Source organism: Pseudomonas sp. NFPP28 (assembly GCF_900115535.1).
In the GTDB taxonomy this organism is placed as follows: domain Bacteria; phylum Pseudomonadota; class Gammaproteobacteria; order Pseudomonadales; family Pseudomonadaceae; genus Aquipseudomonas; species Aquipseudomonas extremorientalis.
The window spans coordinates 518903-542431 of the sequence record NZ_FOWT01000001.1; the positions used below are offsets into that span (position 1 = coordinate 518903).

A 23529-nucleotide genomic window follows, 5' to 3' on the forward strand; every position below is an offset into this window, starting at 1 on the left:
TGCCCCCGATGGCGATGTGCCAACCAACTGTAAATAGGCTGAAACACCGCTATCGGGGGCGAGTCCCCTCGCACATTTTGATCGCTGCACGCCCCGTCTTTACGCGTTCAGCCGCACCTGTTTTTCCAGTTCCAGCTTCAAGCCGGGCTCGAGCTTCAGTTGGCGGGCCAGCTCGTCGAGGTAGGCTTTCTCCATGAAGTTCTCCTCGTCCACCAGCATCACGCTGGCGATGTACATCTCGGCCGCCATTTCCGGAGTGCCGGCAGCCCGCGCCACATCGGCCGGGTCCAGGGGTTTGTTGAGTTCGGCGTGCAGCCAGCTTTGCAGCTCGCGGTCGTTGTCCAGTCTGGTGAATTCGCCTTCGATCAGCGCACGCTCGCGCTCGTCCACATGGCCATCGGCTTTGGCCGCCGCAACCAGCGCCTTGAGGATGCCCTGACTGTGTTGCTCGACCTGGGCCGGTGGCAGGCGATCGATAGTCTGTGGCTCGCCCTGGGGCGCGCTGGCCTGATTGGCCTGCCAGTTGCCGTAGGCCTTGTAGGCGATAACGCCCAACGCCGCCAAACCGCCGTAGGTCAGCGCCTTGCCGCCGAATTTACGCGCCTTCTTGTTGCCCAGCAGCAGGCCCATGGCCCCCGCCGCCAGCGCGCCGCCGCCAGCACCATCGAGCAGGCTGCCCAGGCCGCCACCGCCGAGCAGACCGCCCAGAGCACCTTTGTCGTCCTGCCTACGCTGGCCGCCAGCCTTGTTTTGCAGCATGTCCTGGCCAGACTTGAGCAACTGATCGAGCAATCCACGGGTATTCATTCGCAGCCTCCAGACACTTGGGTTCATAGGACCAATAGGCCCCCAGCGTAAAACTAAGTGCCAAAAAGCCCTGATCTAGAGTGCTTCCAGATGTAACGCGACCGCCCTTCACTTAAATCGATATACACTCGAACAAATCTATAAAAACACCCCACTGGTAATTCCAGCATGATGACCTTGCGTCAAATCCGGCACTTTATTGCCGTGGCCGAGACTGGTTCGATCTCCGCCGCCGCGCAGACGGCGTTTATTTCCCAGTCGACCCTGACCCTGGCGATCCAGCAACTGGAACAGGAAATCGGCGTCAACCTGTTCAACCGTCACGCCAAGGGCATGACCCTCACCCACCAGGGCCATCAGTTCCTGCGCCAGGCGCACCTGATCCTCGCCACCGTCGACAACGCCAAGCGCAGCCTGCAACAGAGCACCGACCAGGTCGCCGGGCAGTTGATCATCGGCGTGACCAGCCTGGTGGCCGGTTATTACCTGGCCGATTTGCTGACTCGCTTCCAACGCGCCTACCCCAATGTGGAAATCCGCGTGATGGAGGACGAACGCCCGTATATCGAGCATTTGCTGGTCAGCGGCGAAATCGACGTGGGCGTGTTGATCCTCTCCAACCTCGAAGACCGCCACGCCCTGCAGACCGAAGTGCTCACCCACTCCCCGCACCGGCTTTGGCTGCCCGCACAGCATCCGCTGCTGGAGCACGACAGCATCAACCTGGCCGACGTGGCGCGCGAGCCCTTGATCCAGCTGAACGTCGATGAAATGGGCCACAACGCCCAACGCCTGTGGACCAGCGCCGGCCTGCAACCGCGCGTGACCCTGCGCACCGCCTCCACCGAAGCGGTGCGAAGCCTGGTGGCGGCAGGCCTGGGCGTGTCGATCCAACCCGACATGACCTACCGCCCCTGGTCGCTGGAGGGCGACATTATTGAAGCGCGGCCGATTGCCGACCTCAGCCAGACCCTCGACGTGGGCCTGGCCTGGCGCCGTGGCACGGCGCGCCCGGCGCTGGTGGACCCGTTCCTGACCGTTGCCCGCGAACAGCCGCACCCGCGCAAGCCATCTATTTAATCGAATGCTGTATTCAGTATTTAGTATTTGTTGACCTCGCGCCTGACCTCTAGTCTCTGCTTATCCCCTAAGAGAAAGGTCAGGCCCTCGTAAGAGAACGCCCATGGCCGCACAAGAAAAGAGATCACGAAAAATGTCCGGCGCGCCCACCCCGCTGCTCACTGCGTTGCTGATCGACGGCGAACTGGTCCCGGGCCAGGGTTTTGCCGAGCCGATCCTCAACCCGGCCACCGGTGAAATCCTCACCCAAATCGCCGAAGCCAGCGCCGAGCAGGTCGAGACCGCGATCCTTGCCGCCCACCGTGCCTTTGCCGGTTGGTCGCGGACCACGCCGCAGCAACGTTCGAACATCCTGCTGGGCATTGCCGACGCCATCGAAAAACACGCCGATTACCTGGCCCGCCTGGAGTCCCTGAACTGCGGCAAGCCGCTGCACCTGGCACGCCAGGATGACTTGAGCGCCACCGTGGATGTGTTCCGCTTCTTCGCCGGGGCCGTGCGTTGCCAGACCGGGCAACTCAGCGGTGAATACCTGCCGGGCTACACCAGCATGGTGCGTCGCGATCCGATTGGCGTAGTGGCCTCGATTGCGCCATGGAACTACCCGCTGATGATGGCCGCGTGGAAAATCGCTCCGGCCCTGGCGGCCGGTAATACGCTGGTGTTCAAGCCATCGGAACACACGCCGCTGTCGATCCTCGCCCTCGCCCCGGTGCTCAAAGACCTGTTGCCGCGTGGCGTGATCAACATTCTGTGTGGCGGCGGCGAAGGTGTCGGCAGCCATCTGGTCAGCCACGCCAAGGTGCGCATGGTTTCGCTGACCGGCGATATCGTCACCGGACAGAAGATTCTGCAGGCTGCCTCCAAGACCCTGAAACGCACGCACCTGGAACTGGGCGGCAAGGCGCCGGTGATCGTATGCAACGACGCCGACCTGCAAGCCGTGGTCGAGGGTGTGCGCGCCTACGGTTACTACAACGCTGGCCAGGACTGCACCGCCGCATGCCGCATCTACGCCCAGGCGGGTATCCACGACAAACTGGTCGCCGAGCTCGGCGCCGCTGTCAGTAGCCTGCGCTTTGCCGGCAAGCGCGACACCGACAATGAGCTGGGGCCGCTGATCAGCACACGCCAGCGCGACCGCGTGGCCAGTTTTGTCGAACGCGCCCTCGGCCAGCCACATATCGAACGCGTCACCGGCGCCGCCGTGCATTCCGGTGCCGGCTTCTATTACCAGCCGACGCTGCTGGCCGGCTGTAAACAGAACGATGAAATCGTGCAGCGCGAAGTGTTCGGCCCGGTGGTCACCGTAACGCGCTTCGACGAACTGGAACAGGCGGTGGACTGGGCCAACGACTCCGAGTACGGCCTGGCCTCGTCCGTGTGGACCCAGAACCTGGACAAGGCCATGCAAGTGGCGGCGCGTCTGCAATACGGCTGCACCTGGATCAACAGCCATTTCATGCTGGTCAGCGAAATGCCCCATGGCGGCTTGAAGCGCTCGGGGTATGGGAAGGATCTGTCCAGCGACTCGCTGCAGGACTACAGCGTGGTGCGGCACATCATGGCGCGCCACGGCCAGCATCTTTAAAACAACAACTAAGCTCTTGCGTTACCGGTTCAAACAACTGCCCCGACCATAATTAAAGAAGAGGGAACCCCCATGTCTGCGCACAAGACCGCACTGCTCAGTGCTTTGACTACCGCGCTGCTGGCCAGCGCCAGCCTGCAGGCCGCCGAACCGCTCAAAGCGGTGGGTGCCGGTGAAGGCCAACTGGATATCGTCGCCTGGCCCGGCTATATCGAACGCGGCGAAAGCGACAAGGCCTACGACTGGGTCAGCGGTTTCGAGAAGGAAACCGGCTGCAAGGTCAACGTGAAAACCGCCGCTACCTCTGACGAAATGGTCAGCCTGATGGCCAAGGGTGGCTATGACCTGGTGACCGCGTCGGGCGATGCGTCGCTGCGGCTGATCGTCGGCAAACGGGTGCAGCCAATCAATACCGCACTGATCCCCAACTGGAAGAACATCGACCCCCGCCTGAAGGACGCGCCGTGGTACGTGGTTGGCCAGCAAACCTACGGCACCCCGTACCAGTGGGGGCCAAACGTGTTGATGTACAACACCAACGTATTCAAGACCGCGCCCACCAGCTGGAATGTGCTGTTCGACGCGCAGAACCTGCCGGACGGCAAGCCGAACAAAGGCCGTGTGCAGGCGTATGACGGCCCGATCTACATCGCCGACGCGGCGCTGTACCTCAAGTCGGCCAAGCCGGAACTGGGCATTCAGAACCCGTACGAACTCACCGAAACACAGTACAAGGCCGTGCTTGAATTGCTGCGCGCCCAGCAACCGCTGATCCACCGCTACTGGCACGACACCACCGTGCAAATGAGTGACTTCAAGAACGAAGGCGTGGTGGCCTCCAGCGCCTGGCCGTATCAGGTCAACGGCCTGCAGAACGAGAAGCAGCCGATTGCCTCGACCATTCCGAAGGAAGGCGCCACCGGCTGGGCCGACACCACCATGCTGCATGCCGAAGCCAAGCACCCGAACTGTGCCTACAAATGGATGGACTGGTCGCTGCAACCGAAGGTCCAGGGCGATGTGGCCGCCTGGTTCGGCTCCCTGCCGGCGGTGCCGGCGGCGTGCCAGGCAAGCGAATTGCTCGGCGCCGAAGGCTGCAAGACCAACGGCTTCGACCAGTTCGACAAGATCGCCTTCTGGAAAACCCCGCAGGCGGAAGGCGGCAAGTTCGTGCCCTACAGCCGCTGGACCCAGGATTACATCGCGATCATGGGTGGCCGCTAGACACCATCGGTCTCCTGTGGGAGGGGGCTTGCCCCCGAGTGCAGTGTGTCAGCCAGCACATCTGTAACTGATCCACTGCTTTCGGGGGCAAGCCCCCTCCCACATTGACCGCATTCACAGATGTTTTGTTTTTTCAGAAGTCCAGGCCGGGCCGCTGCGACGATCCGTGCCTTTTCGGAGCACCGCACCATGACACTTGCAGTCCAATTCACCCACGTTTCCCGTCAGTTCGGCGAAGTGAGGGCCGTTGACCGGGTTTCCATCGATATCCAGGACGGCGAGTTCTTTTCCATGCTCGGGCCTTCCGGCTCGGGCAAGACCACCTGCCTGCGCCTGATCGCCGGGTTCGAGCAGCCGAGCGCAGGCTCGATCCGTATCCACGGCGAGGAAGCCGCCGGCTTACCGCCCTACCAGCGCGACGTGAACACCGTGTTCCAGGATTACGCGCTGTTCCCCCATATGAATGTGCGCGACAACGTCGCCTACGGCCTCAAGGTCAAGGGTGTGGGCAAGACCGAGCGCCTCAACCGCGCCGAAGAAGCCCTGGCCATGGTCGCCCTCGGCGGCTACGGCGAGCGCAAGCCGGTGCAGCTCTCCGGCGGTCAACGCCAACGAGTGGCCCTGGCCCGCGCCCTGGTCAATCGCCCGCGTGTGTTGTTGCTGGATGAACCCCTGGGCGCCCTCGACCTCAAGCTGCGCGAGCAGATGCAGAGCGAACTGAAAAAGCTGCAACGCCAGCTGGGCATCACCTTTATCTTCGTGACCCACGACCAGACCGAAGCGCTGTCGATGTCCGACCGCGTCGCAGTCTTCAACAAAGGTCGCATCGAGCAGGTCGACACCCCGCGCAACCTGTACATGAAACCGGCCACCGCCTTCGTCGCCGAGTTCGTCGGCACCTCCAACGTGATTCGCGGCGAGCTGGCGCAGCGCCTCAGCGGCAGCACGCAACCCTTCTCGATCCGCCCGGAACACGTGCGCTTCGCCGAGGGCCCGCTGGGCGCCGGCGAAGTGGAAATCAGCGGCCTGCTCCACGACATCCAGTACCAGGGCAGTGCCACCCGCTATGAACTGAAACTGGAAAACGGCCAGGCGCTGAACATCAGCCAGGCCAACAACCAGTGGCTGGACATCAGCAGCGGCCACCAGGTCGGCCAGTCCATCACCGCCCGTTGGGCGCGGGAAGCCATGACCCCGCTGACCGACAGCGCAGGCGAGGTGTGACATGAGCCTGGCTATTTCCCACCCGCCGATGCGCAGGTTTTCCAACCTGCTCTACCGCAAGCCCAACCTCTACCTGGCAATGCTGCTGGTGCCGCCGCTGATCTGGTTCGGCGCGATCTACCTCGGTTCGTTGCTGACCCTGCTGTGGCAAGGTTTCTATACCTTCGACGACTTCACCATGGCGGTCACGCCAGACCTGACTCTGGCCAACTTCGCCGCGCTGTTCCAGCCGTCGAACTTCGACATCATTGTGCGCACCTTGAGCATGGCGATCGTGGTATCGATCGCCAGTGCCATCGTGGCCTTCCCCATCGCCTACTACATGGCGCGCTACACCACGGGCAAGACCAAGGCGTTCTTCTACATCGCGGTGATGATGCCGATGTGGGCCAGCTATATCGTCAAGGCTTATGCCTGGACCTTGCTGCTGGCCAAGGGCGGCGTGGCGCAGTGGTTCGTGCAGCACTTGGGCCTGGAGCCTGTGTTGCAGTTCGTGCTGGGCGTTCCCGGCGTGGGCGGCAGTACCTTGAGCACCTCGCATCTGGGACGGTTCATGGTGTTTGTCTATATCTGGCTGCCGTTCATGATCCTGCCGATCCAGGCGTCCCTGGAGCGTTTGCCGCCGTCCTTGCTGCAAGCCTCTGCCGACCTGGGCGCCAAACCGCGCCAGACCTTCATGCAGGTGATATTGCCGCTGTCGGTGCCAGGGATTGCCGCAGGTTCCATCTTCACCTTCTCGCTGACCCTGGGCGATTTCATCGTGCCGCAACTGGTCGGCCCGCCCGGCTACTTCGTCGGCGGCATGGTCTACGCGCAGCAAGGCGCCATCGGCAACATGCCCATGGCAGCGGCGTTCACCCTGGTGCCGATCGTGCTGATCGCGGTTTACCTGTCCATCGTCAAACGCCTGGGGGCCTTCGATGCACTCTGAAAAATCCTCATTGGGCCTGAAGATCGCCGCCTGGGGCGGGTTGGTGTTTCTGCACTTCCCGATCCTGATCATCTTTCTTTATGCCTTCAACACCGAAGAAGCTGCGTTCAGCTTTCCGCCCCAGGGCTTCACCCTGAAGTGGTTCAGCGTGGCGTTCGCGCGGCCGGACGTACTGGAGGCGATCAAGCTGTCGCTGCAGATCGCCGCCATCGCCACGCTGATCGCCATGGTGCTCGGCACGCTGGCCTCGGCGGCGCTGTATCGCCGCGAGTTCTTCGGCAAGCAAGGCGTGTCGCTGATGTTGATCCTGCCGATTGCCCTGCCGGGGATCATCACCGGTATCGCACTGCTGGCGACGTTCAAGACGCTGGGTATCGAGCCTGGGATGTTCACCATCATCGTCGGCCACGCGACCTTTTGCGTGGTGATCGTCTACAACAACGTCATTGCCCGCTTGCGCCGCACCTCCCACAGCCTGATCGAGGCCTCGATGGACCTGGGCGCCGACGGCTGGCAGACCTTCCGCTACATCATCATGCCCAACCTGGGCTCGGCGCTGCTGGCCGGCGGCATGCTCGCCTTTGCATTGTCGTTCGACGAAATCATCGTCACCACCTTCACCGCCGGCCACGAGCGCACCTTGCCGCTGTGGCTGCTCAACCAGTTGAGCCGCCCACGGGATGTGCCGGTGACCAACGTGGTGGCGATGCTAGTGATGCTGGTAACGATGTTCCCGATTCTCGGTGCCTATTACCTGACCCGCGGCGGTGAAAGCGTGGCCGGGAGTGGCGGCAAATAACGATGCTATTGAAGGAACACGGTTCAAATGTGGGAGGGGGCTTGCCCCCGATGGCAGTGGGTCAGTTGTAGAGGGTGTGACTGGAAGATTGCTATCGGGGGCAAGCCCCCTCCCACATTTAGAGCCAGTTTATTCAAGGAAATAACGATAGTTGGTGGAGAGCTGAACCATGCAAACCAAATTACTGATCAACGGCCAACTGGTCGAAGGCGAAGGCCCGGCGCAGGCTGTATTCAACCCGGCTCTGGGCCGCGTACTGGTAGAAATCAAGGAAGCCAGCGAAGCCCAGGTCGACGCCGCCGTGCGCGCCGCCGACGCGGCCTTCGAAGGCTGGTCGCAAACCGCGCCCAAGGATCGTTCGCTGCTGCTGCTGAAACTGGCGGACGTGATCGAGGCCCACGGCGAAGAGCTGGCCAAGCTGGAATCGGACAACTGCGGCAAGCCCTACAGCGCCGCGCTCAACGATGAAATCCCGGCGATTGCCGATGTATTCCGTTTCTTTGCCGGCGCCAGCCGTTGCATGAGCGGTTCGGCCGGCGGTGAATACCTGCCCGGCCACACGTCGATGATCCGCCGCGACCCGGTGGGGGTGATCGCCTCCATCGCGCCGTGGAACTACCCGCTGATGATGGTCGCCTGGAAAATCGCCCCGGCCCTCGCCGCCGGTAATACCGTGGTGCTCAAGCCGTCGGAGCAAACCCCGCTGACGGCATTGCGCATGGTCGAACTGGCCGCTGAAATCTTCCCGGCCGGCGTGCTCAACCTGGTGTTCGGCCGTGGGCCTACCGTGGGCAGCCCACTGGTGACGCACCCTAAAGTGCGCATGGTGTCGCTGACCGGCTCCATCGCCACCGGCGCAAACATCATCTCCAGCACCGCCGACAGCGTGAAACGCATGCACATGGAGTTGGGTGGCAAGGCGCCAGTGATCATCTTCAACGATGCGGACATCGACGCCGCCGTGGAAGGCATTCGTACCTTCGGTTTCTACAACGCCGGCCAGGATTGCACGGCGGCCTGCCGGATTTACGCGCAGGCGCAGATCTACGACAAGTTCGTCGAAAAACTCGGCGCGGCGGTCGCCAGCATCAAGTATGGATTGCAGGATGACCCGGCCACGGAGTTGGGCCCGTTGATTACTGCGCAACATCGCGACCGTGTTGCCGGGTTTGTCGAACGCGCCGTGGCGCAACCGCACATTCGCCTGGTCACGGGTGGCAAGGCGGTGGAAGGCAATGGTTTCTTCTTTGAACCCACCGTGCTGGCCGACGCACAGCAGGACGACGAGATCGTGCGCCGCGAAGTATTCGGGCCGGTGGTCTCAGTGACCAAGTTCAACGACGAAGCGCAGGTGCTGGGCTGGGCCAACGATTCGGACTACGGCCTGGCGTCGTCCGTATGGACCGCCGATGTAGGACGTGCCCATCGCCTGGCCGCACGCCTGCAGTACGGCTGCACCTGGGTGAACACCCACTTCATGCTGGTCAGCGAAATGCCTCACGGCGGTCAGAAACTGTCTGGCTATGGCAAGGACATGTCCATGTACGGGCTGGAGGACTACACCACCGTGCGTCATGTGATGTTCAAGCACTGACAATTCAACCCGGCATTCCCTCTGGATGCCGGGAACCTATAACAATAATTTTCAGGATCCCCCATGGATATCACCCGCCGCGACTTCCTCAACGGCGTCGCTGTCACCCTCGCCGCCGGCATGACCCCACTGCAAATCCTGCAAGCCGCCCCTGATGGCCGTTACTACCCACCCGCCCTTACCGGCCTGCGCGGCAGCCATGCGGGCTCGTTCGAAGTGGCGCACCAGATGGGCTGGGAAAAGAAGGTGTTCGACACCGACAAACTGCCGGTCACCGAAGACTATGACTTGGTCGTCGTGGGCGGTGGCTTGAGTGGGCTGTCGGCGGCGTGGTTCTATCGCGAGAAGCACCCCAAGGCGAAGATCCTGATCCTGGAAAACCACGACGACTTCGGCGGCCACGCCAAGCGCAATGAATTCCAGGCCGGTGGCCGCATGATCATCGGCTACGGTGGCAGCGAGGCGTTCCAGTCGCCCAATCACCTGTACAGCAAGGAAGTGAACGGGCTGCTGAAAAAGCTCGGCGTGAACATCAAGCGCTTCGAAACCGCCTTCGACCGCCGGTTCTACCCCGGTCTCGGGCTGTCGCGCGGGGTGTTTTTCGACAAGGAGAACTTCGGCGAAGACAAACTGGTGACCGGCGACCCGACGCCGATGGTCGCCGACGACATCGCCCCCGACCAACTCAACGCACGGGCGATTCGCGATTTCATCAATGACTTCCCGTTGCCGGCGGCAGACCGTCAGGCCCTGATCGAGCTGCACACCGCGCCCAAGGACTACCTGCCGGGCAAGACCGCCAAAGAAAAGGCCGACTACCTGGCAGCCACCAGCTACCGCGATTTCCTGCTCAAGAACGTCGGTTTGTCGGAAGGCGCGGTGAAGTACTTCCAGAGCCGCACCAACGACTTCATGGCGCTGAGCATTGATGCCGTGGCGTCGGCCGATGCCTACAGCGTGGGTTTCCCAGGTTTTGCAGGGATGAACCTGGCGCCAATCAGCGAAGAAGCGGCAGCCGAAATGGAAGAGCCCTACATCTATCACTTCCCGGACGGCAATGCGTCGGTGGCACGGTTGCTGGTACGCAGCCTGATCCCGGGCGTGGCGCCGGGACATACCATGGACGATATCGTGCTGGCGGCATTCGACTACGCCAGGCTCGACCAACCCAAGGCGGCGGTGCGGCTGCGCTTGAACAGTACGGCGGTCAGCGTGCGTAACGTCGGCGACGGTGTGCATATCGGCTACAGCCGTGGCGGCCAACTCGCACAAGTGCGTGGAAAACGCTGCATCCTGGCCTGCTACAACATGATGATTCCGTATTTGTTGAAGGATTTGCCGGCACCGCAGGCTCACGCCTTGAGCCAGAACGTGAAGTACCCGCTGGTGTACACCAAGGTGGTTATCCGCAATTGGCAGTCATTCCAGAAGCTCGGCGTTCACGAGATTTACGCGGCAACCCAGCCCTACAGCCGGATCAAACTGGACTACCCGGTGAGCATGGGCGGCTATGACCACCCGCGCGACCCGACGCAGCCGATCGGCTTGCACATGGTCTACGTGCCCACCGGCCCCAACAGCGGCATGAACGCCCGCGACCAGGCCCGCGCCGGGCGTGGCAAGTTGTATGGGCAGACGTTCGAACAACTGGAAGCGCAGTTGCGCGACCAGTTGCAACGCATGCTCGGGCCCGGCGGTTTCAATCATGAGACCGATATTCTGGCGATCACTGTCAACCGCTGGTCACACGGTTATGCGAGCTTCTCCAACAGCTTGTTCGATCAAGCCGATGAAACCGAAGCGTGGATGCAACTGGCGAAAAAGCCGGTGGGGCATGTGAGCATCGCCAACTCGGATGCGGCGTGGAGTGCGTATGCCCATGCGGCGATTGATGAGGCGTTCAGAGCTGTGGGTGAAGTTGCCTGAAATGCAGTCTAAATGTGGGAGGGGGCTTGCCCCCGATTGAGTTGGACCTGTGCAGTATTCAATGACTGGCACACCGCTATCGGGGGCAAGCCCCCTCCCACATTTGGATCTTCATATTTCTTAACTAATGTGTTCGGTCACAGAATCGGAAATGTCTTGTCGCATTTGCAACGCCATCACCACGCTATCAATCAATTTTCCTGCGTCATCGAACCGCTTAAGCTATCCGGCGTCTGTTTAATGTCCGTTGCGTTTGGTCGAAGGCATGTCCGAACCGTAATTTCTGATCCGCTACGTGCCAGGAACGGCGCGGGATTTGCTCACGACAGGTTGTCTCTATGCACCGCAGGAATTTGCTCAAAGCGTCCATGGCCATTGCGGCTTACACCGGCTTGTCGGCCAGCGGCCTGCTCGCCGCCCAGGCCTGGGCCGGGAACCGTGCTGCCGATGGCAAGGCCGTGGCGTTCGACTTCGACACGCTCAAGGCCCAGGCCAAACAACTCGCCGGGACCGCTTACAAGGACACCAAACAGGTGTTGCCGCCCACGCTGGCGACCATGACCCCGCAGAATTTCAACGCCATCGGCTACGACGGCAACCATTCGCTGTGGAAGGAATTGAACGGCCAACTGGACGTGCAATTCTTCCACGTCGGCATGGGCTTCAAGACGCCGGTGCGCATGCACAGCGTCGACCCCAAGACCCGTGAAGCCCGTGAGGTGCATTTCCGCCCCTCCCTGTTCAACTATGAAAAAACCACGGTCGACACCAAGCAACTGACCGGCGACCTGGGCTTCTCCGGCTTCAAGCTGTTCAAGGCGCCGGAACTGGATCGCCATGACGTGCTGTCGTTTCTCGGTGCCAGCTACTTCCGCGCGGTGGATTCCACCGGCCAGTACGGCCTTTCTGCCCGTGGCCTGGCCATCGACACCTACGCGAAAAAACGCGAGGAATTCCCCGACTTCACGCAGTTCTGGTTCGAAACCCCGGACAAGAACGCCACCCGCTTCGTGGTCTACGCACTGCTCGACTCGCCGAGCGCCACCGGCGCGTACCGCTTCGATATCGACTGCCAGGCCAACCAGGTGGTGATGGCCATCGACGCCCATATCAATGCGCGTACCACCATCGAACAATTGGGCATCGCGCCGATGACCAGCATGTTCAGTTGCGGCACCCACGAACGCCGCATGTGCGACACCATCCACCCGCAGATCCACGATTCGGACCGCCTGGCGATGTGGCGCGGCAACGGCGAGTGGATCTGCCGACCGCTGAACAACCCGGCCAAGCTGCAATTCAACGCATTTGCCGACAAAGACCCGAAGGGGTTCGGCCTGGTGCAGACCGACCATGAGTTCGCCAGTTACCAGGACACCGTGGACTGGTACAGCAAGCGCCCGAGCCTATGGGTCGAACCGACGACCGCCTGGGGCGAAGGCTCGATCGACCTGCTGGAAATCCCGACCACCGGCGAGACCCTCGATAACATCGTGGCCTTCTGGACGCCGAAAACACCCGTGGCCGCTGGCGACTCGCTCAACTACGGCTACAAGCTGTACTGGAGCGCGCTGCCGCCGGTGAGCACACCGTTGGCGCAAGTCGATGCAACCCGTTCGGGCATGGGTGGCTTCACCGAAGGCTGGGCACCGGGTGAGCACTATCCGCAATTCTGGGCGCGTCGTTTTGCCGTGGACTTCAAGGGCGGCGGCCTGGATCGCCTGCCGCCAGGCACCGGGATCGAGCCGGTGGTGACCTGTTCCCATGGCCAGGTGAAGGACTTCAGCGTGCTGGTGCTGGATAACATCAAGGGCTACCGCATCCTGTTCGACTGGTACCCGACCAGCGACAGCGTGGAGCCAGTTGAGCTGCGCCTGTTCATTCGCACCCAGGACCGCACCTTGAGCGAAACCTGGCTGTACCAGTACTTCCCGCCGGCGCCGGACCAGCGCAAGTACACCTGATACACCGCGTTCCCACGCTTGCGTGGGAACGCCCCCTCTTCGGTTCAGAACCGCGACACACTCTTCATTGCCCCAATCAAATAGCGCATCGCCACCTGATCGTTCTCGGTCAGCGCTCGATACTGCGCCAGCAACTCCATTTCATCCGAGCTCAACCTTCGCCCCCGCAATGACACCCTGCGGGTCAGAAAAGACGCTACCGCACCCGCCACACCATAGGACTTGGCCATGGACTGCTTCTCCTGTTATCCAACAAATACTCCTGGTGCCCATAACCCCTTCCCGTGAAGCGCAATGCCTGCGTGGGAAAACCGACTGACTCCCTGGGCCAGAAATCAGGCTTACCCTAAGCGTAGAAACGATCTCGCCAAGCGTGCGATTTTTTTAGAGTAATCACTTAAATAATTACATCGGTAACGAATACCTACAGCGCTATCCCACGCTATGACCGTAAAAAAACCCACCGGGTCAGGGTGGGTTTCGGCGGAGCGTGTCAGGGCTCAATCTCTCAAATCCGACTCGTGGATGGGTTGGTCACGATGGGTAGCACGCTGGTACTGCGCCGGCCAGATCGCCTTGCGCCCGCCCAGGTCATCATCGGCGTGCAACGGCCAGTACGGGTCGCGCAACAGCTCACGGGCAAGGAAGATAATATCGGCCTGACAGGTGCGCAGGATGTGCTCGGCCTGGGCCGGCTCGGTGATCATGCCCACGGTGCCGGTGGCGATGCCCGACTCCTTGCGCACGCGTTCGGCGAAGCGGGTCTGGTAGCCAGGGCCAGTGGGGATCTCGGCGTTGGCGGCGGTACCGCCTGACGAAACGTCGATCAGGTCCACGCCCAGCTCTTTCAGGCGACGCGCCAGCTCCACGGTTTCATCCGGGTTCCAGCCGTCTTCCACCCAGTCGGTGGCCGACACCCGCACAAACAGCGGCAGCTCCTGGGGCCAGATATCACGCACAGCCCTGGTCACTTGCAGCACCAGGCGGATGCGGTTTTCGAACGAGCCACCGTACTGGTCCTGACGTTGGTTGCTGATCGGTGACAGGAATTGATGCAGCAGGTAACCATGGGCGGCGTGGATTTCCACCACTTCAAAACCGGCGGTCAGCGCACGTTTGGCAGCGGCGACGAAATCGGCGATCACTTGCTGGATCTGCCCTTCGTCCAACTGCCTGGGTTGGGTGTGCTGAGGGTCGAAGGCAATCGGCGACGGCCCCACCGGCACCCAGCCGCCGTCCTCCGGCTTGACGCTGCCATGCTTGCCGATCCACGGCCGATGGGTGCTGGCCTTGCGCCCGGCGTGGGCCAGTTGAATGCCGGCCACCGCGCCCTGGGCGGCAATGAAGCGCGTGATGCGTTGCAGCGGTTCGATCTGGGCGTCGTTCCAGAGACCCAGGTCCTGTGCGGTGATGCGGCCATCGGCGGTCACGGCGGTGGCTTCGGTGAAAATCAGCCCGGCGCCACCGACGGCGCGGCTGCCAAGGTGCACCAGGTGCCAGTCATTGGCCAGGCCGTCATCGCTTGAGTATTGGCACATCGGTGAGACCGCGATGCGGTTGAGCAGGGTCAATTGACGGAGGGTATAGGGTTCGAGCAGCTGACTCATGGCGCACCTCTTCTGGGTTCTGTGGGCACTATTCAAACGGTGCTTAGAGCCTAGTCGACAACGCTGGATTGCACAGGGTTCAGAAGGAAAAGCGGGAGCCGATTGCCGGCCCCCGGTTGGCTGCCGCTTACATTTCGACCTGGGTGCCCAGCTCGATCACGCGGTTTACCGGCAGTTTGAAGAAGCGCAGGTTGCCGTTGGCGTTCTTCAACATAAAAGCGAACAACGCTTCGCGCCAGCGGGCCATGCCTTTGATTCGCGAAGCGATCACCGTTTCGCGGCTGAGGAAGTAGGTGGTGCGCATCGGGCTGAAGTCCAGGCCATCCAGGTGACACAACTTCAGCGCTTCGGGCACGTCCGGCTCATCGGTGAAACCAAAGTGCAGGATCACGCGGAAGAAGCCTTCGCCGTAGGAATCCACCTCGAAACGCCGTGTGGCCGGTACGCGGGGAATATCCTCGTAGACCACCGTCAGCAGCACCACTTGCTCATGCAACACCTGGTTATGCAGCAGGTTGTGCAACAGCGCGTGGGGCACGGCGTCCGGACGCGCCGTGAGGAACACGGCGGTACCCTGCACGCGATGGGGCGGTTGCACGCGGATACTGCCGATAAAGATCGGCAGCGGCAGGCCGCCTTCGTCGAGGCGCTCAACCAGCAATTGCTTGCCGCGCTTCCAGGTGGTCATCAGCACGAACAGCACAATCCCCGCCAGCACCGGGAAAGCACCGCCCTGGATGATCTTCGGCACGTTGGCGGCAAAGTACAGCCCGTCGACCAGCAGGCAGCACACCAACACCGGCACGGCCAGGATCGGGGGCCATTTCCACAGCAGCAGCATCACCGCCGACACCAGGATGGTGGTCATCAGCATGGTGCCGGTCACCGCCACGCCGTAGGCCGATGCCAGTGCGTTGGAAGATTCGAAGCCGAGCACCAGCAGGATCACGCCGACCATCAACGACCAGTTCACCGCGCCGATGTAGATCTGGCCCTGTTCGGCGCTGGAGGTGTGCTGGATATGCATGCGTGGGATGTAACCCAACTGGATCGCCTGGCGCGTCAACGAGAACGCACCGGAAATCACCGCCTGGGATGCGATCACCGTAGCCAGGGTGGACAACACCACCAGCGGGATCAGTGCCCAGCTCGGGGCCAGCAGGTAGAACGGGTTGCGCGCGGCTTCCGGATCGCCCAGCAGCATCGCACCCTGGCCGAAGTAATTGAGCACCAGCGCCGGCAGCACCAGCATGAACCAGGCCCGGGCGATGGGTTTGCGCCCGAAGTGGCCCATGTCGGCATACAGCGCTTCGGCGCCGGTCAGTGCCAGCACCACCGCGCCAAGGATGGCCACGCCAATGCCGGGGTGAGCCTCGAAGAAGCGCACGGCCCATATCGGGTTCAGCGCACTGAGCACTTCAGGGTGCAGGGTGATGCCATACACACCGAGGCCACCCAGCACCAGGAACCAGGTCACCATCACCGGCCCGAACAACTTGCCGATGTGATCGGTGCCGTGCTTCTGGATCAGGAACAGCGCCACCAGCACCACCAGGGCGATGGGCACGACCCATTTCTCCAGGCCGTCGAACGCAAGTTCCAGGCCTTCAACGGCGGACAATACGGAAATGGCTGGGGTGATCATGCTGTCGCCATAGAACAGCGCCGCGCCACACAGGCCGCACACCACCAGGAAACTGCGCAGCTTCTTGCGCTCCCCTGCCGCCCGCCGTGCCAGAGCCGTAAGGGCCATGATGCCGCCCTCGCCCTGGTTGTCGGCGCGCAGCACGAACAGCATGTACTTGATCGAGACCACCCAGATCAGCGACCAGAAGATCAGCGCCAGGATCCCCAGCACGCCATCATGGTTGACCTGAACCCCATAACCGCCGTTGAACACCTCTTTGAGGGTGTACAGCGGGCTGGTCCCGATATCGCCGTAAACCACCCCGACCGCTGCCACCAGCATGCCAATCGGCTTGGCGTTTGACTGCTCGGCACCTGCTGCCTGACTACTCGCGTGACCCATCAACCACTCCTGCCCTTTGACCTGCGGTCTTTTATTAACAACGCGTCTAAGCTGACCCTAGCATGCGCCGTTTTACTTCTCGTAACAGACGTTTTGTTGACCTTAGGGTTTTACCTACGCACAACGGCGCGAAGCATAGCGCAGCACTCGTCGCATTTCCCTGCATAAAGCTGGTCAAGTGCGCTGCCCGTCGCTAGAATTGCGCACTTTTTGATCAGAGGCGCGCCAAGCGCCCGTCCGCAGCCCTGTCGTGCCCGATGGGCGGCGTCATTCAATACCGAGGTTAGACATGTCCACCACCATCGCAAAAGCCAACCCCAAGGTTGGCTTTGTTTCCCTGGGTTGCCCGAAGGCTCTGGTCGACTCCGAGCGCATCCTCACGCAACTGCGTATGGAAGGCTATGACGTTGTGTCCACCTACCAGGACGCTGACGTGGTGGTGGTCAACACCTGCGGCTTCATCGACTCGGCCAAGGCAGAGTCGCTGGAAGTGATTGGCGAGGCCATCAAGGAAAACGGCAAGGTCATCGTGACCGGCTGCATGGGCGTGGAAGAAGGCAATATCCGCAACGTGCACCCGAGCGTGCTGGCCGTGACCGGCCCGCAGCAGTACGAGCAGGTAGTCAACGCCGTGCACGAGGTGGTGCCACCGCGCCAGGACCACAACCCGCTGATCGACCTGGTACCGCCGCAAGGCATCAAGCTGACGCCGCGTCACTACGCTTACCTGAAGATTTCCGAAGGCTGCAACCACAGCTGCAGCTTCTGCATCATCCCGTCGATGCGCGGCAAGCTGGTCAGCCGTCCGGTCGGTGACGTACTCGACGAGGCCCAGCGCCTGGTCAAATCCGGCGTCAAAGAGCTGCTGGTGATCTCCCAGGACACCAGCGCCTACGGCGTCGACGTGAAATACCGTACCGGTTTCTGGAACGGCGCGCCGGTGAAAACCCGCATGACCGAACTGTGCGAAGCCTTGAGCAGCCTGGGTGTGTGGGTGCGCCTGCACTACGTCTACCCGTACCCGCACGTGGACGAGCTGATCCCGCTGATGGCCGCCGGCAAGATCCTGCCGTACCTGGACATCCCGTTCCAGCACGCCAGCCCGAAAGTGCTCAAAGCCATGAAACGCCCGGCCTTCGAAGACAAAACCCTGGCGCGCATCAAGAACTGGCGCGAGATCTGCCCGGAATTGATCATCCGTTCGACCTTCATCGTCGGTTTCCCCGGCGAAACCGAAGAAGACTTCCAGTACCTGCTGGACTGGCTGACCGAAGCCCAACTGGACCGCGTCGGCTGCTTCCAGTATTCGCCGGTGGAAGGGGCCCCGGCCAACCTGCTGGACCTGGCCGTGGTGCCGGACGACGTCAAGCAGGACCGTTGGGAGCGTTTCATGGCGCACCAGCAGGCCATCAGCTCGGCGCGCCTGCAACTGCGCATCGGCAAGGAAATCGAAGTGCTGATCGACGAAGTCGACGAGCAAGGCGCCGTTGGCCGCTGCTTCTTCGACGCGCCGGAGATCGACGGTAACGTGTTTATCGACGATGCCAGCGGCCTGAAGCCGGGCGACAAGGTCTGGTGCACCGTGACCGATGCCGATGAATACGACCTGTGGGCTGAAAAGCGCGACTGATCGGCGTAAAAATTTGAAAAAGCCCTGCTTCTGGACAAGATGCGGGGCTTTTTTAGGTCTATCGTTTTGCCCATCAACGCCGATCATCGGCAAGGGGCAGCGGGCATGCGTCAGCATTCGGTTATCCACACACCTAAAACCAGCGACTACACCGAGTTGGCGCGGATCTGGGAGGCCTCGGTACGCGCCACCCATGACTTCCTGCCGGACAGTTACATCGAGTTGCTGAAAAACCTGGTGCTGACCCGCTATCTGGATGCCGTGATGCTGATCTGCACCAAGGACGCCCGTCAGCGCATCACCGGGTTTGCCGGGGTCGCGAGCGGCAAGGTGGAGATGCTCTTCATCGACCCGCAGCACCGGGGCCAGGGCCTCGGGCGGCAGTTACTGCGCTATGCCATCGAACACCTGAATGCCGACGAACTGGATGTCAACGAGCAGAATCCCCAGGCGCTGGGGTTCTACTTCAAACAAGGCTTCGAGGTGATCGGACGCACGGAGCATGACGGCCTGGGCCAGCCTTATCCGTTACTGCATATGCGTCTGGCAACGCCTGACACAACGGTGAACAACTGTGGGAGGGGGCTTGCCCGCGATAGCCGATCACCAGCCACTGGTTTCTTTGCTGATACACCGCCATCGGGCGCAAGCCTCCTCCCACATTCAGACCGGGTTGAGCCAAATAAGACCGCGCGCCCTGAAATGGAGCCGGGATTAACCGGCGCCAGGCAGGTACAATAGCCACCCCCTTTTGTTACGGCCCTTGTCATGACTGACCCCATACGCCTCTCCAAACGCCTCATCGAGCTGGTCGGTTGCTCCCGTCGGGAGGCTGAGCTGTTCATCGAAGGCGGCTGGGTCTCGGTGGACGGTGAAGTGATCGACGAACCGCAGTTCAAGGTCACCACCCAGAAGGTCGAACTCGACCCCGAGGCCAAGGCCACCGCGCCCGAGCCGGTGACCATCCTGCTGCACGCCCCGGCCGGCGTGGATGCCGAAACGGCCATGGCGTCGATCAGCGCCGAAACGCTCTCGGAAGAACACCGCTTCGGCAAGCGCCCGCTCAAGGGCCACTTCCTGCGCCTGACCGCCAGCGCCGACCTGCAGGCCAAGGCCAGCGGCCTGCTGGTGTTCACCCAGGACTGGAAGATCCTGCGCAAGTTGACCGCCGATGCCGCCAAGATCGAGCAGGAATACGTGGTGGAGGTTGAAGGCGACATGGTTGCCCACGGCCTCAACCGCCTGAACCACGGCCTGACCTATAAAGGCAAGGAACTGCCGGCCGTCAAAGCCAGCTGGCAGAACGAAAACCGCCTGCGCTTTGCGATGAAAAACCCGCAACCGGGAGTGATCGCACTGTTCTGCGAAGCGGTTGGCCTGAAAGTCATCGCCATTCGCCGTATCCGCATCGGTGGCGTGTCCATCGGCAAGGTGCCAGTCGGCCAATGGCGTTACCTGTCCGGCAAAGAGAAGTTCTAAGCCGCCGCACTTTTTCCGACACCGCCTGATTGGCGGTGTCCTCAGTTGAATACCAGGATTGCCCACCATGATTCACAACGACGTACTGCGCAGCGTGCGCTACATGCTCGACATCAGCGACAACAAGATGGTCGAGATCATCAAGCTCGGCGGCATGGACGTGACCAAGGACGACCTGCTCACCTACCTCAAGAAGGACGAGGAAGAAGGCTTCGTGTTCTGCCCGGACGACGTCATGGCGCATTTCCTCGATGGGCTGGTGATCTTCAAGCGCGGCAAGGACGAAAGCCGTCCGCCGCAGCCGATCGAAACGCCAGTGACGAACAACATCATCCTCAAGAAACTGCGTGTGGCCTTCGAACTGAAGGAAGACGACATGCACGCCATCCTCAAGGCCGCCGAGTTCCCGGTGTCCAAGCCGGAACTGAGCGCGCTGTTCCGCAAGTTCGGCCACACCAACTACCGTCCATGCGGCGACCAGTTGCTGCGTAACTTCCTCAAGGGCCTGACCCTGCGGGTTCGTGCGTAAGCCATGAGTTACCAGGTCTCGCCCGTCGGGTTCGTGCGCTCCTGTTTCAAGGAGAAGTTCGCCATTCCGCGCCAACCGCAGTTGGCGCCAGCCGCCCGTGGCATATTGGAGCTAGTGGCGCCGTTCGACAGCGGCGAGGCGGTGCAGGGCCTGGAGCAGGTCAGTCATGTGTGGCTGCTGTTTCTGTTCCACCAGGCCCTGGAAGACAAGCCACGCCTGAAAGTGCGCCCACCTCGCCTGGGCGGTAACACGTCCATGGGCGTGTTTGCCACCCGCGCAACCCATCGCCCCAACGGCATTGGCCAATCAGTGGTGAAGCTGGACAAGGTGGAACCGGGGCGCCTGTGGATTTCCGGGATCGATTTGCTGGATGGCACGCCGGTCCTGGATATCAAGCCGTATGTGCCGTATGCCGACATTGTCGACACGGCCACCAACAGCATCGCCAGCGCAGCGCCGCAGCTGATCCCCGTGCAGTGGCTGAAGACTGCGCTGCAACAGGCACAAGAGCATGCTCACCGCCTTGGCGAGCCCCTGGTGGAACTGATTGATCAGTGCCTGGCGCAGGATCCACGACCGGCGTATCAGGTGCCGGGACCGGAGCGCGAATACGGCGCGCAGTTCTGGGATGTGGATGTGCGTTGGCACTATCCCGAGGCGGGGGTGATTTGTGTGTTGGAAGTGCTACCGGCTGGATAAACCGAAAACCCAATGTGGGAGGGAGCTTGCCCCCGATAACAGTGTGTCAGCTACAGATGTATCAACTGACACGCACTCATCGGGGGCAAGCCCCCTCCCACATTTGGATACTCTGTGTTGCACAGCCAGCACATAGCCTGACTCTCTTACTTCTCGACGAACGCGCGCTCGATCAGGTAATCACCCGGCTCACGCATGCGTGGCGAAACCTTCAGGCCGAAGCTGTTCAGCACTTCGCTGGTTTCATCCAACATGCTTGGGCTGCCGCACAGCATGGCGCGGTCGTCCTCGGGGTTGATCGGGGGCAGGCCGATGTCGCTGAACAGCTTGCCGCTGCGCATCAGGTCGGTCAGGCGGCCTTCGTTCTCGAACGGCTCGCGGGTCACGGTCGGGTAATAGATCAGCTTGTCACGCAGGGCCTCGCCGAAGAATTCGTTCTGCGGCAGGTGCTCGGTGATGAATTCGCGGTAGGCGACTTCGTTGACGTAACGCACGCCGTGGCACAGGATCACCTTTTCGAAACGCTCGTAGGTTTCCGGGTCCTGGATCACGCTCATGAAGGGAGCAAGGCCGGTACCGGTGCTGAGCAGGTACAGGTGTTTGCCCGGCTTCAAATCGTCAAGCACCAGGGTGCCTGTCGGTTTTTTGCTGATGATGATCTCGTCGCCTTCCTTCAGGTGCTGCAATTGGGAAGTCAGCGGGCCATCAGGCACCTTGATGCTGAAGAACTCCAGGTGCTCTTCCCAGTTCGGGCTGGCAATGGAGTAGGCGCGCATGAGCGGGCGGCCGTTGGGCTGTTGCAGGCCGATCATCACGAACTGACCGTTCTCGAAGCGCAGGCCCGGATCGCGGGTGCACTTGAAGCTGAACAGAGTGTCGTTCCAGTGATGAACACTGAGGACACGCTCGTGGTTCATGTTGCTCATGTACGGGGGACTCCTGGAAATGGGTCTGCGCCAAATGTAGTTGCGCAATTGCACAGCATTCTAATGGCGGCGACAATATCTGTTAAATGGATTATTAAGATAAGGGTTATCGGTTATATCGATATGCGATTTACTCTCCGTCAACTGCAAGTCTTCGTCGCCGTCGCCCAGCAGGAAAGCGTCTCCCGCGCTGCTGGCCTTCTGGCCTTATCTCAATCCGCCGCCAGCACTTCCATTACCGAGCTGGAGCGTCAATCCAGCTGCCAATTGTTCGACCGTGCAGGCAAACGCCTGAGCCTCAACGCGCTCGGTCATCAACTGTTGCCCCAGGCGGTAGCGCTGCTGGACCAGGCCAAGGAGATCGAAGATCTGCTCAACGGCAAGTCCGGCTTCGGCTCCCTGGCGGTCGGCGCCACCCTGACCATCGGCAACTACCTGGCCACCCTGCTGATCGGCAGCTTCATGCAGCAGCACCCCGAGAGCCAGGTGAAACTGCATGTACAGAACACTGCACATATCGTGCACCAGGTTGCGCATTACGAAATTGACCTGGGTCTAATCGAAGGCGACTGCAGCCACCCGGATATCGAGGTGCAAACCTGGGTGGAAGATGAACTGGTGGTGTTTTGCGCGCCGCAGCATCACCTGGCCAAGCGTGGTATGGCGAGCATGGATGAGTTGACCCACGAGGCGTGGATCCTGCGGGAGCAAGGCTCGGGCACACGCTTGACCTTCGACCAAGCCATGCGCCATCACCGCAGCGCGCTGAATATCCGCCTGGAGCTGGAACACACCGAGGCGATCAAGCGTGCGGTGGAATCGGGACTGGGGATTGGCTGTATTTCGCGGCTGGCGCTGCGCGACGCGTTTCGCCGCGGCAGCCTGGTGCCGGTGGAAACCCCGGACCTGGACTTGGCCCGGCAGTTCTACTTCATCTGGCATAAACAGAAGTACCAGACCTCGGCCATGCGCGAGTTCCTGGAGTTGTGCCGCGCCTTCACCGCCGGGGTTCAGCGCAGCGACGAGATCGTGCTGCCGAGCATTGCCTGAGGCTCAGATCAGGATGACGGCCCACACCAGGGTGATCATGGTCAGGGCCACGAATTGCGCAGCGCTGCCCATGTCCTTGGCGTTTTTCGACAGTGGGTGGCGGTCCAGGGAGATGCGGTCGATCGCCGCCTCTACCGCTGAATTGAGCAACTCGACGATCAACGCCAGCAGGCACACGGCGATCAACAACGCTCGCTCGACCCGGCTGACATTCAGGAAGAAGCTCACCGGGATCAGGATCACGTTGAGCAACACCAACTGACGGAACGCCGCCTCGCCGGTGAACGCCGCGCGCAGGCCATCCAGGGAATATCCCCCAGCATTGAAGATACGTTTGATACCGGTTTGACCCTTGAAAGGCGACATAGATGTAGGCAACTGAACCAAAGAAGTGGGGAAACTAGATCACGCAAAGTCAAAAAAGCGTGAATCGGTAACAA

20 protein-coding genes and 1 pseudogene are annotated in these 23529 nt (G+C 61.5%); 15 read left to right on the plus strand and 6 right to left on the minus strand.

All coding sequences use genetic code 11. From position 1 onward, the window contains the following. Nucleotides 1-99 precede the first annotated feature (99 nt). Complete coding sequence (locus BM110_RS02520) at nucleotides 100-807, minus strand: tellurite resistance TerB family protein (protein ID WP_093512250.1); 708 nt, start codon at nucleotides 805-807, stop codon at nucleotides 100-102. A 168-nt stretch (nucleotides 808-975) separates the two neighbouring features. Here BM110_RS02520 and BM110_RS02525 point away from each other — a divergent pair, with 168 nt between their 5' ends. From BM110_RS02525 to BM110_RS02565, 9 genes are all read left to right on the plus strand, one after another. Further along, complete coding sequence (locus BM110_RS02525) at nucleotides 976-1887, plus strand: LysR family transcriptional regulator (protein ID WP_071488759.1); 912 nt, start codon at nucleotides 976-978, stop codon at nucleotides 1885-1887. A gap of 133 nt (nucleotides 1888-2020) precedes the next feature. Then, a complete protein-coding gene (locus tag BM110_RS02530; protein ID WP_175538834.1) occupies nucleotides 2021-3478 on the plus strand; it encodes a gamma-aminobutyraldehyde dehydrogenase in 1458 nt (485 codons plus the stop codon). Between the two features lie 72 nt (nucleotides 3479-3550). Continuing rightward, nucleotides 3551-4702, plus strand: coding sequence for a putative ABC transporter substrate-binding protein YdcS (gene ydcS / locus BM110_RS02535; protein ID WP_071488757.1), 1152 nt, complete (start codon nucleotides 3551-3553; stop codon nucleotides 4700-4702). Between the two features lie 189 nt (nucleotides 4703-4891). Continuing rightward, nucleotides 4892-5926: an ABC transporter ATP-binding protein gene (locus tag BM110_RS02540; RefSeq protein WP_093512254.1), complete on the plus strand. Its 1035-nt coding sequence runs from the start codon at nucleotides 4892-4894 to the stop codon at nucleotides 5924-5926. 1 nt (nucleotide 5927) lies between these two features. Then, entirely contained in the window at nucleotides 5928-6857 is a 930-nt protein-coding gene (locus tag BM110_RS02545) for an ABC transporter permease (RefSeq protein ID WP_092241091.1), read from the plus strand. Further along, entirely contained in the window at nucleotides 6847-7656 is an 810-nt protein-coding gene (locus tag BM110_RS02550; protein WP_025856826.1) for an ABC transporter permease, read from the plus strand. Before BM110_RS02545 ends, BM110_RS02550 begins: the two co-directional genes overlap by 11 nt. A gap of 169 nt (nucleotides 7657-7825) precedes the next feature. Further along, nucleotides 7826-9250 carry a gamma-aminobutyraldehyde dehydrogenase gene (locus BM110_RS02555; RefSeq protein ID WP_071488754.1) on the plus strand — a complete coding sequence of 475 codons (1425 nt, stop codon included), beginning with the start codon at nucleotides 7826-7828 and terminating at the stop codon, nucleotides 9248-9250. A gap of 63 nt (nucleotides 9251-9313) precedes the next feature. Then, complete coding sequence (locus tag BM110_RS02560; protein WP_093512257.1) at nucleotides 9314-11176, plus strand: NAD(P)-binding protein; 1863 nt, start codon at nucleotides 9314-9316, stop codon at nucleotides 11174-11176. 338 nt (nucleotides 11177-11514) lie between these two features. Further along, complete coding sequence (locus tag BM110_RS02565) at nucleotides 11515-13140, plus strand: glucan biosynthesis protein D (RefSeq protein ID WP_093512259.1); 1626 nt, start codon at nucleotides 11515-11517, stop codon at nucleotides 13138-13140. Between the two features lie 44 nt (nucleotides 13141-13184). Here BM110_RS02565 and BM110_RS02570 read toward each other — a convergent pair whose 3' ends face one another. From BM110_RS02570 to BM110_RS02580, 3 genes are all read right to left on the minus strand, one after another. Further along, nucleotides 13185-13370: a hypothetical protein gene (locus tag BM110_RS02570; RefSeq protein ID WP_058423750.1), complete on the minus strand. Its 186-nt coding sequence runs from the start codon at nucleotides 13368-13370 to the stop codon at nucleotides 13185-13187. 270 nt (nucleotides 13371-13640) lie between these two features. After that, nucleotides 13641-14747 carry an NADH:flavin oxidoreductase/NADH oxidase gene (locus tag BM110_RS02575; RefSeq protein ID WP_092241083.1) on the minus strand — a complete coding sequence of 369 codons (1107 nt, stop codon included), beginning with the start codon at nucleotides 14745-14747 and terminating at the stop codon, nucleotides 13641-13643. 127 nt (nucleotides 14748-14874) lie between these two features. Further along, nucleotides 14875-16776: a potassium transporter Kup gene (locus BM110_RS02580; protein ID WP_071488750.1), complete on the minus strand. Its 1902-nt coding sequence runs from the start codon at nucleotides 16774-16776 to the stop codon at nucleotides 14875-14877. Between the two features lie 289 nt (nucleotides 16777-17065). Between BM110_RS02580 and rimO the strand changes: the two genes are divergently transcribed. The 5 genes and pseudogenes from rimO to tsaA all read left to right on the plus strand — a co-directional run bounded on the left by rimO (nucleotide 17066) and on the right by tsaA (nucleotide 21113). Continuing rightward, nucleotides 17066-18406 (plus strand): 30S ribosomal protein S12 methylthiotransferase RimO, encoded by a 1341-nt coding sequence (gene rimO / locus BM110_RS02585; protein ID WP_003231334.1) that lies wholly within the window; start codon nucleotides 17066-17068, stop codon nucleotides 18404-18406. A 105-nt stretch (nucleotides 18407-18511) separates the two neighbouring features. Beyond that, nucleotides 18512-18952 (plus strand): annotated as a pseudogene (locus BM110_RS02590) (GNAT family N-acetyltransferase); the annotation flags it as partial. Nucleotides 18953-19174: 222 nt separating this feature from the next. Then, nucleotides 19175-19885, plus strand: coding sequence for an rRNA pseudouridine synthase (locus BM110_RS02595; protein WP_078047152.1), 711 nt, complete (start codon nucleotides 19175-19177; stop codon nucleotides 19883-19885). Nucleotides 19886-19952: 67 nt separating this feature from the next. Beyond that, nucleotides 19953-20414, plus strand: coding sequence for a YehS family protein (locus BM110_RS02600; RefSeq protein ID WP_016977930.1), 462 nt, complete (start codon nucleotides 19953-19955; stop codon nucleotides 20412-20414). 3 nt (nucleotides 20415-20417) lie between these two features. Continuing rightward, nucleotides 20418-21113 carry a tRNA (N6-threonylcarbamoyladenosine(37)-N6)-methyltransferase TrmO gene (gene tsaA, locus BM110_RS02605; protein WP_093512261.1) on the plus strand — a complete coding sequence of 232 codons (696 nt, stop codon included), beginning with the start codon at nucleotides 20418-20420 and terminating at the stop codon, nucleotides 21111-21113. A gap of 146 nt (nucleotides 21114-21259) precedes the next feature. On the opposite strand, the gene fpr is transcribed toward tsaA, so the two are convergent. Beyond that, the gene (gene fpr, locus BM110_RS02610) at nucleotides 21260-22039 is read right to left on the minus strand and encodes a ferredoxin-NADP reductase (RefSeq protein ID WP_003189055.1); all 780 of its coding nucleotides are present in this window, start codon (nucleotides 22037-22039) and stop codon (nucleotides 21260-21262) included. A 123-nt stretch (nucleotides 22040-22162) separates the two neighbouring features. Between fpr and BM110_RS02615 the strand changes: the two genes are divergently transcribed. Next, nucleotides 22163-23089 carry a LysR family transcriptional regulator gene (locus BM110_RS02615; RefSeq protein ID WP_093512263.1) on the plus strand — a complete coding sequence of 309 codons (927 nt, stop codon included), beginning with the start codon at nucleotides 22163-22165 and terminating at the stop codon, nucleotides 23087-23089. Nucleotides 23090-23092: 3 nt separating this feature from the next. Here the strand turns inward: BM110_RS02615 and BM110_RS02620 are convergent, their stop codons facing one another. Next, nucleotides 23093-23455, minus strand: a complete 363-nt coding sequence (locus BM110_RS02620; protein ID WP_058423756.1) for a diacylglycerol kinase — start codon at nucleotides 23453-23455, stop codon at nucleotides 23093-23095. Nucleotides 23456-23529: the final 74 nt, after the last annotated feature.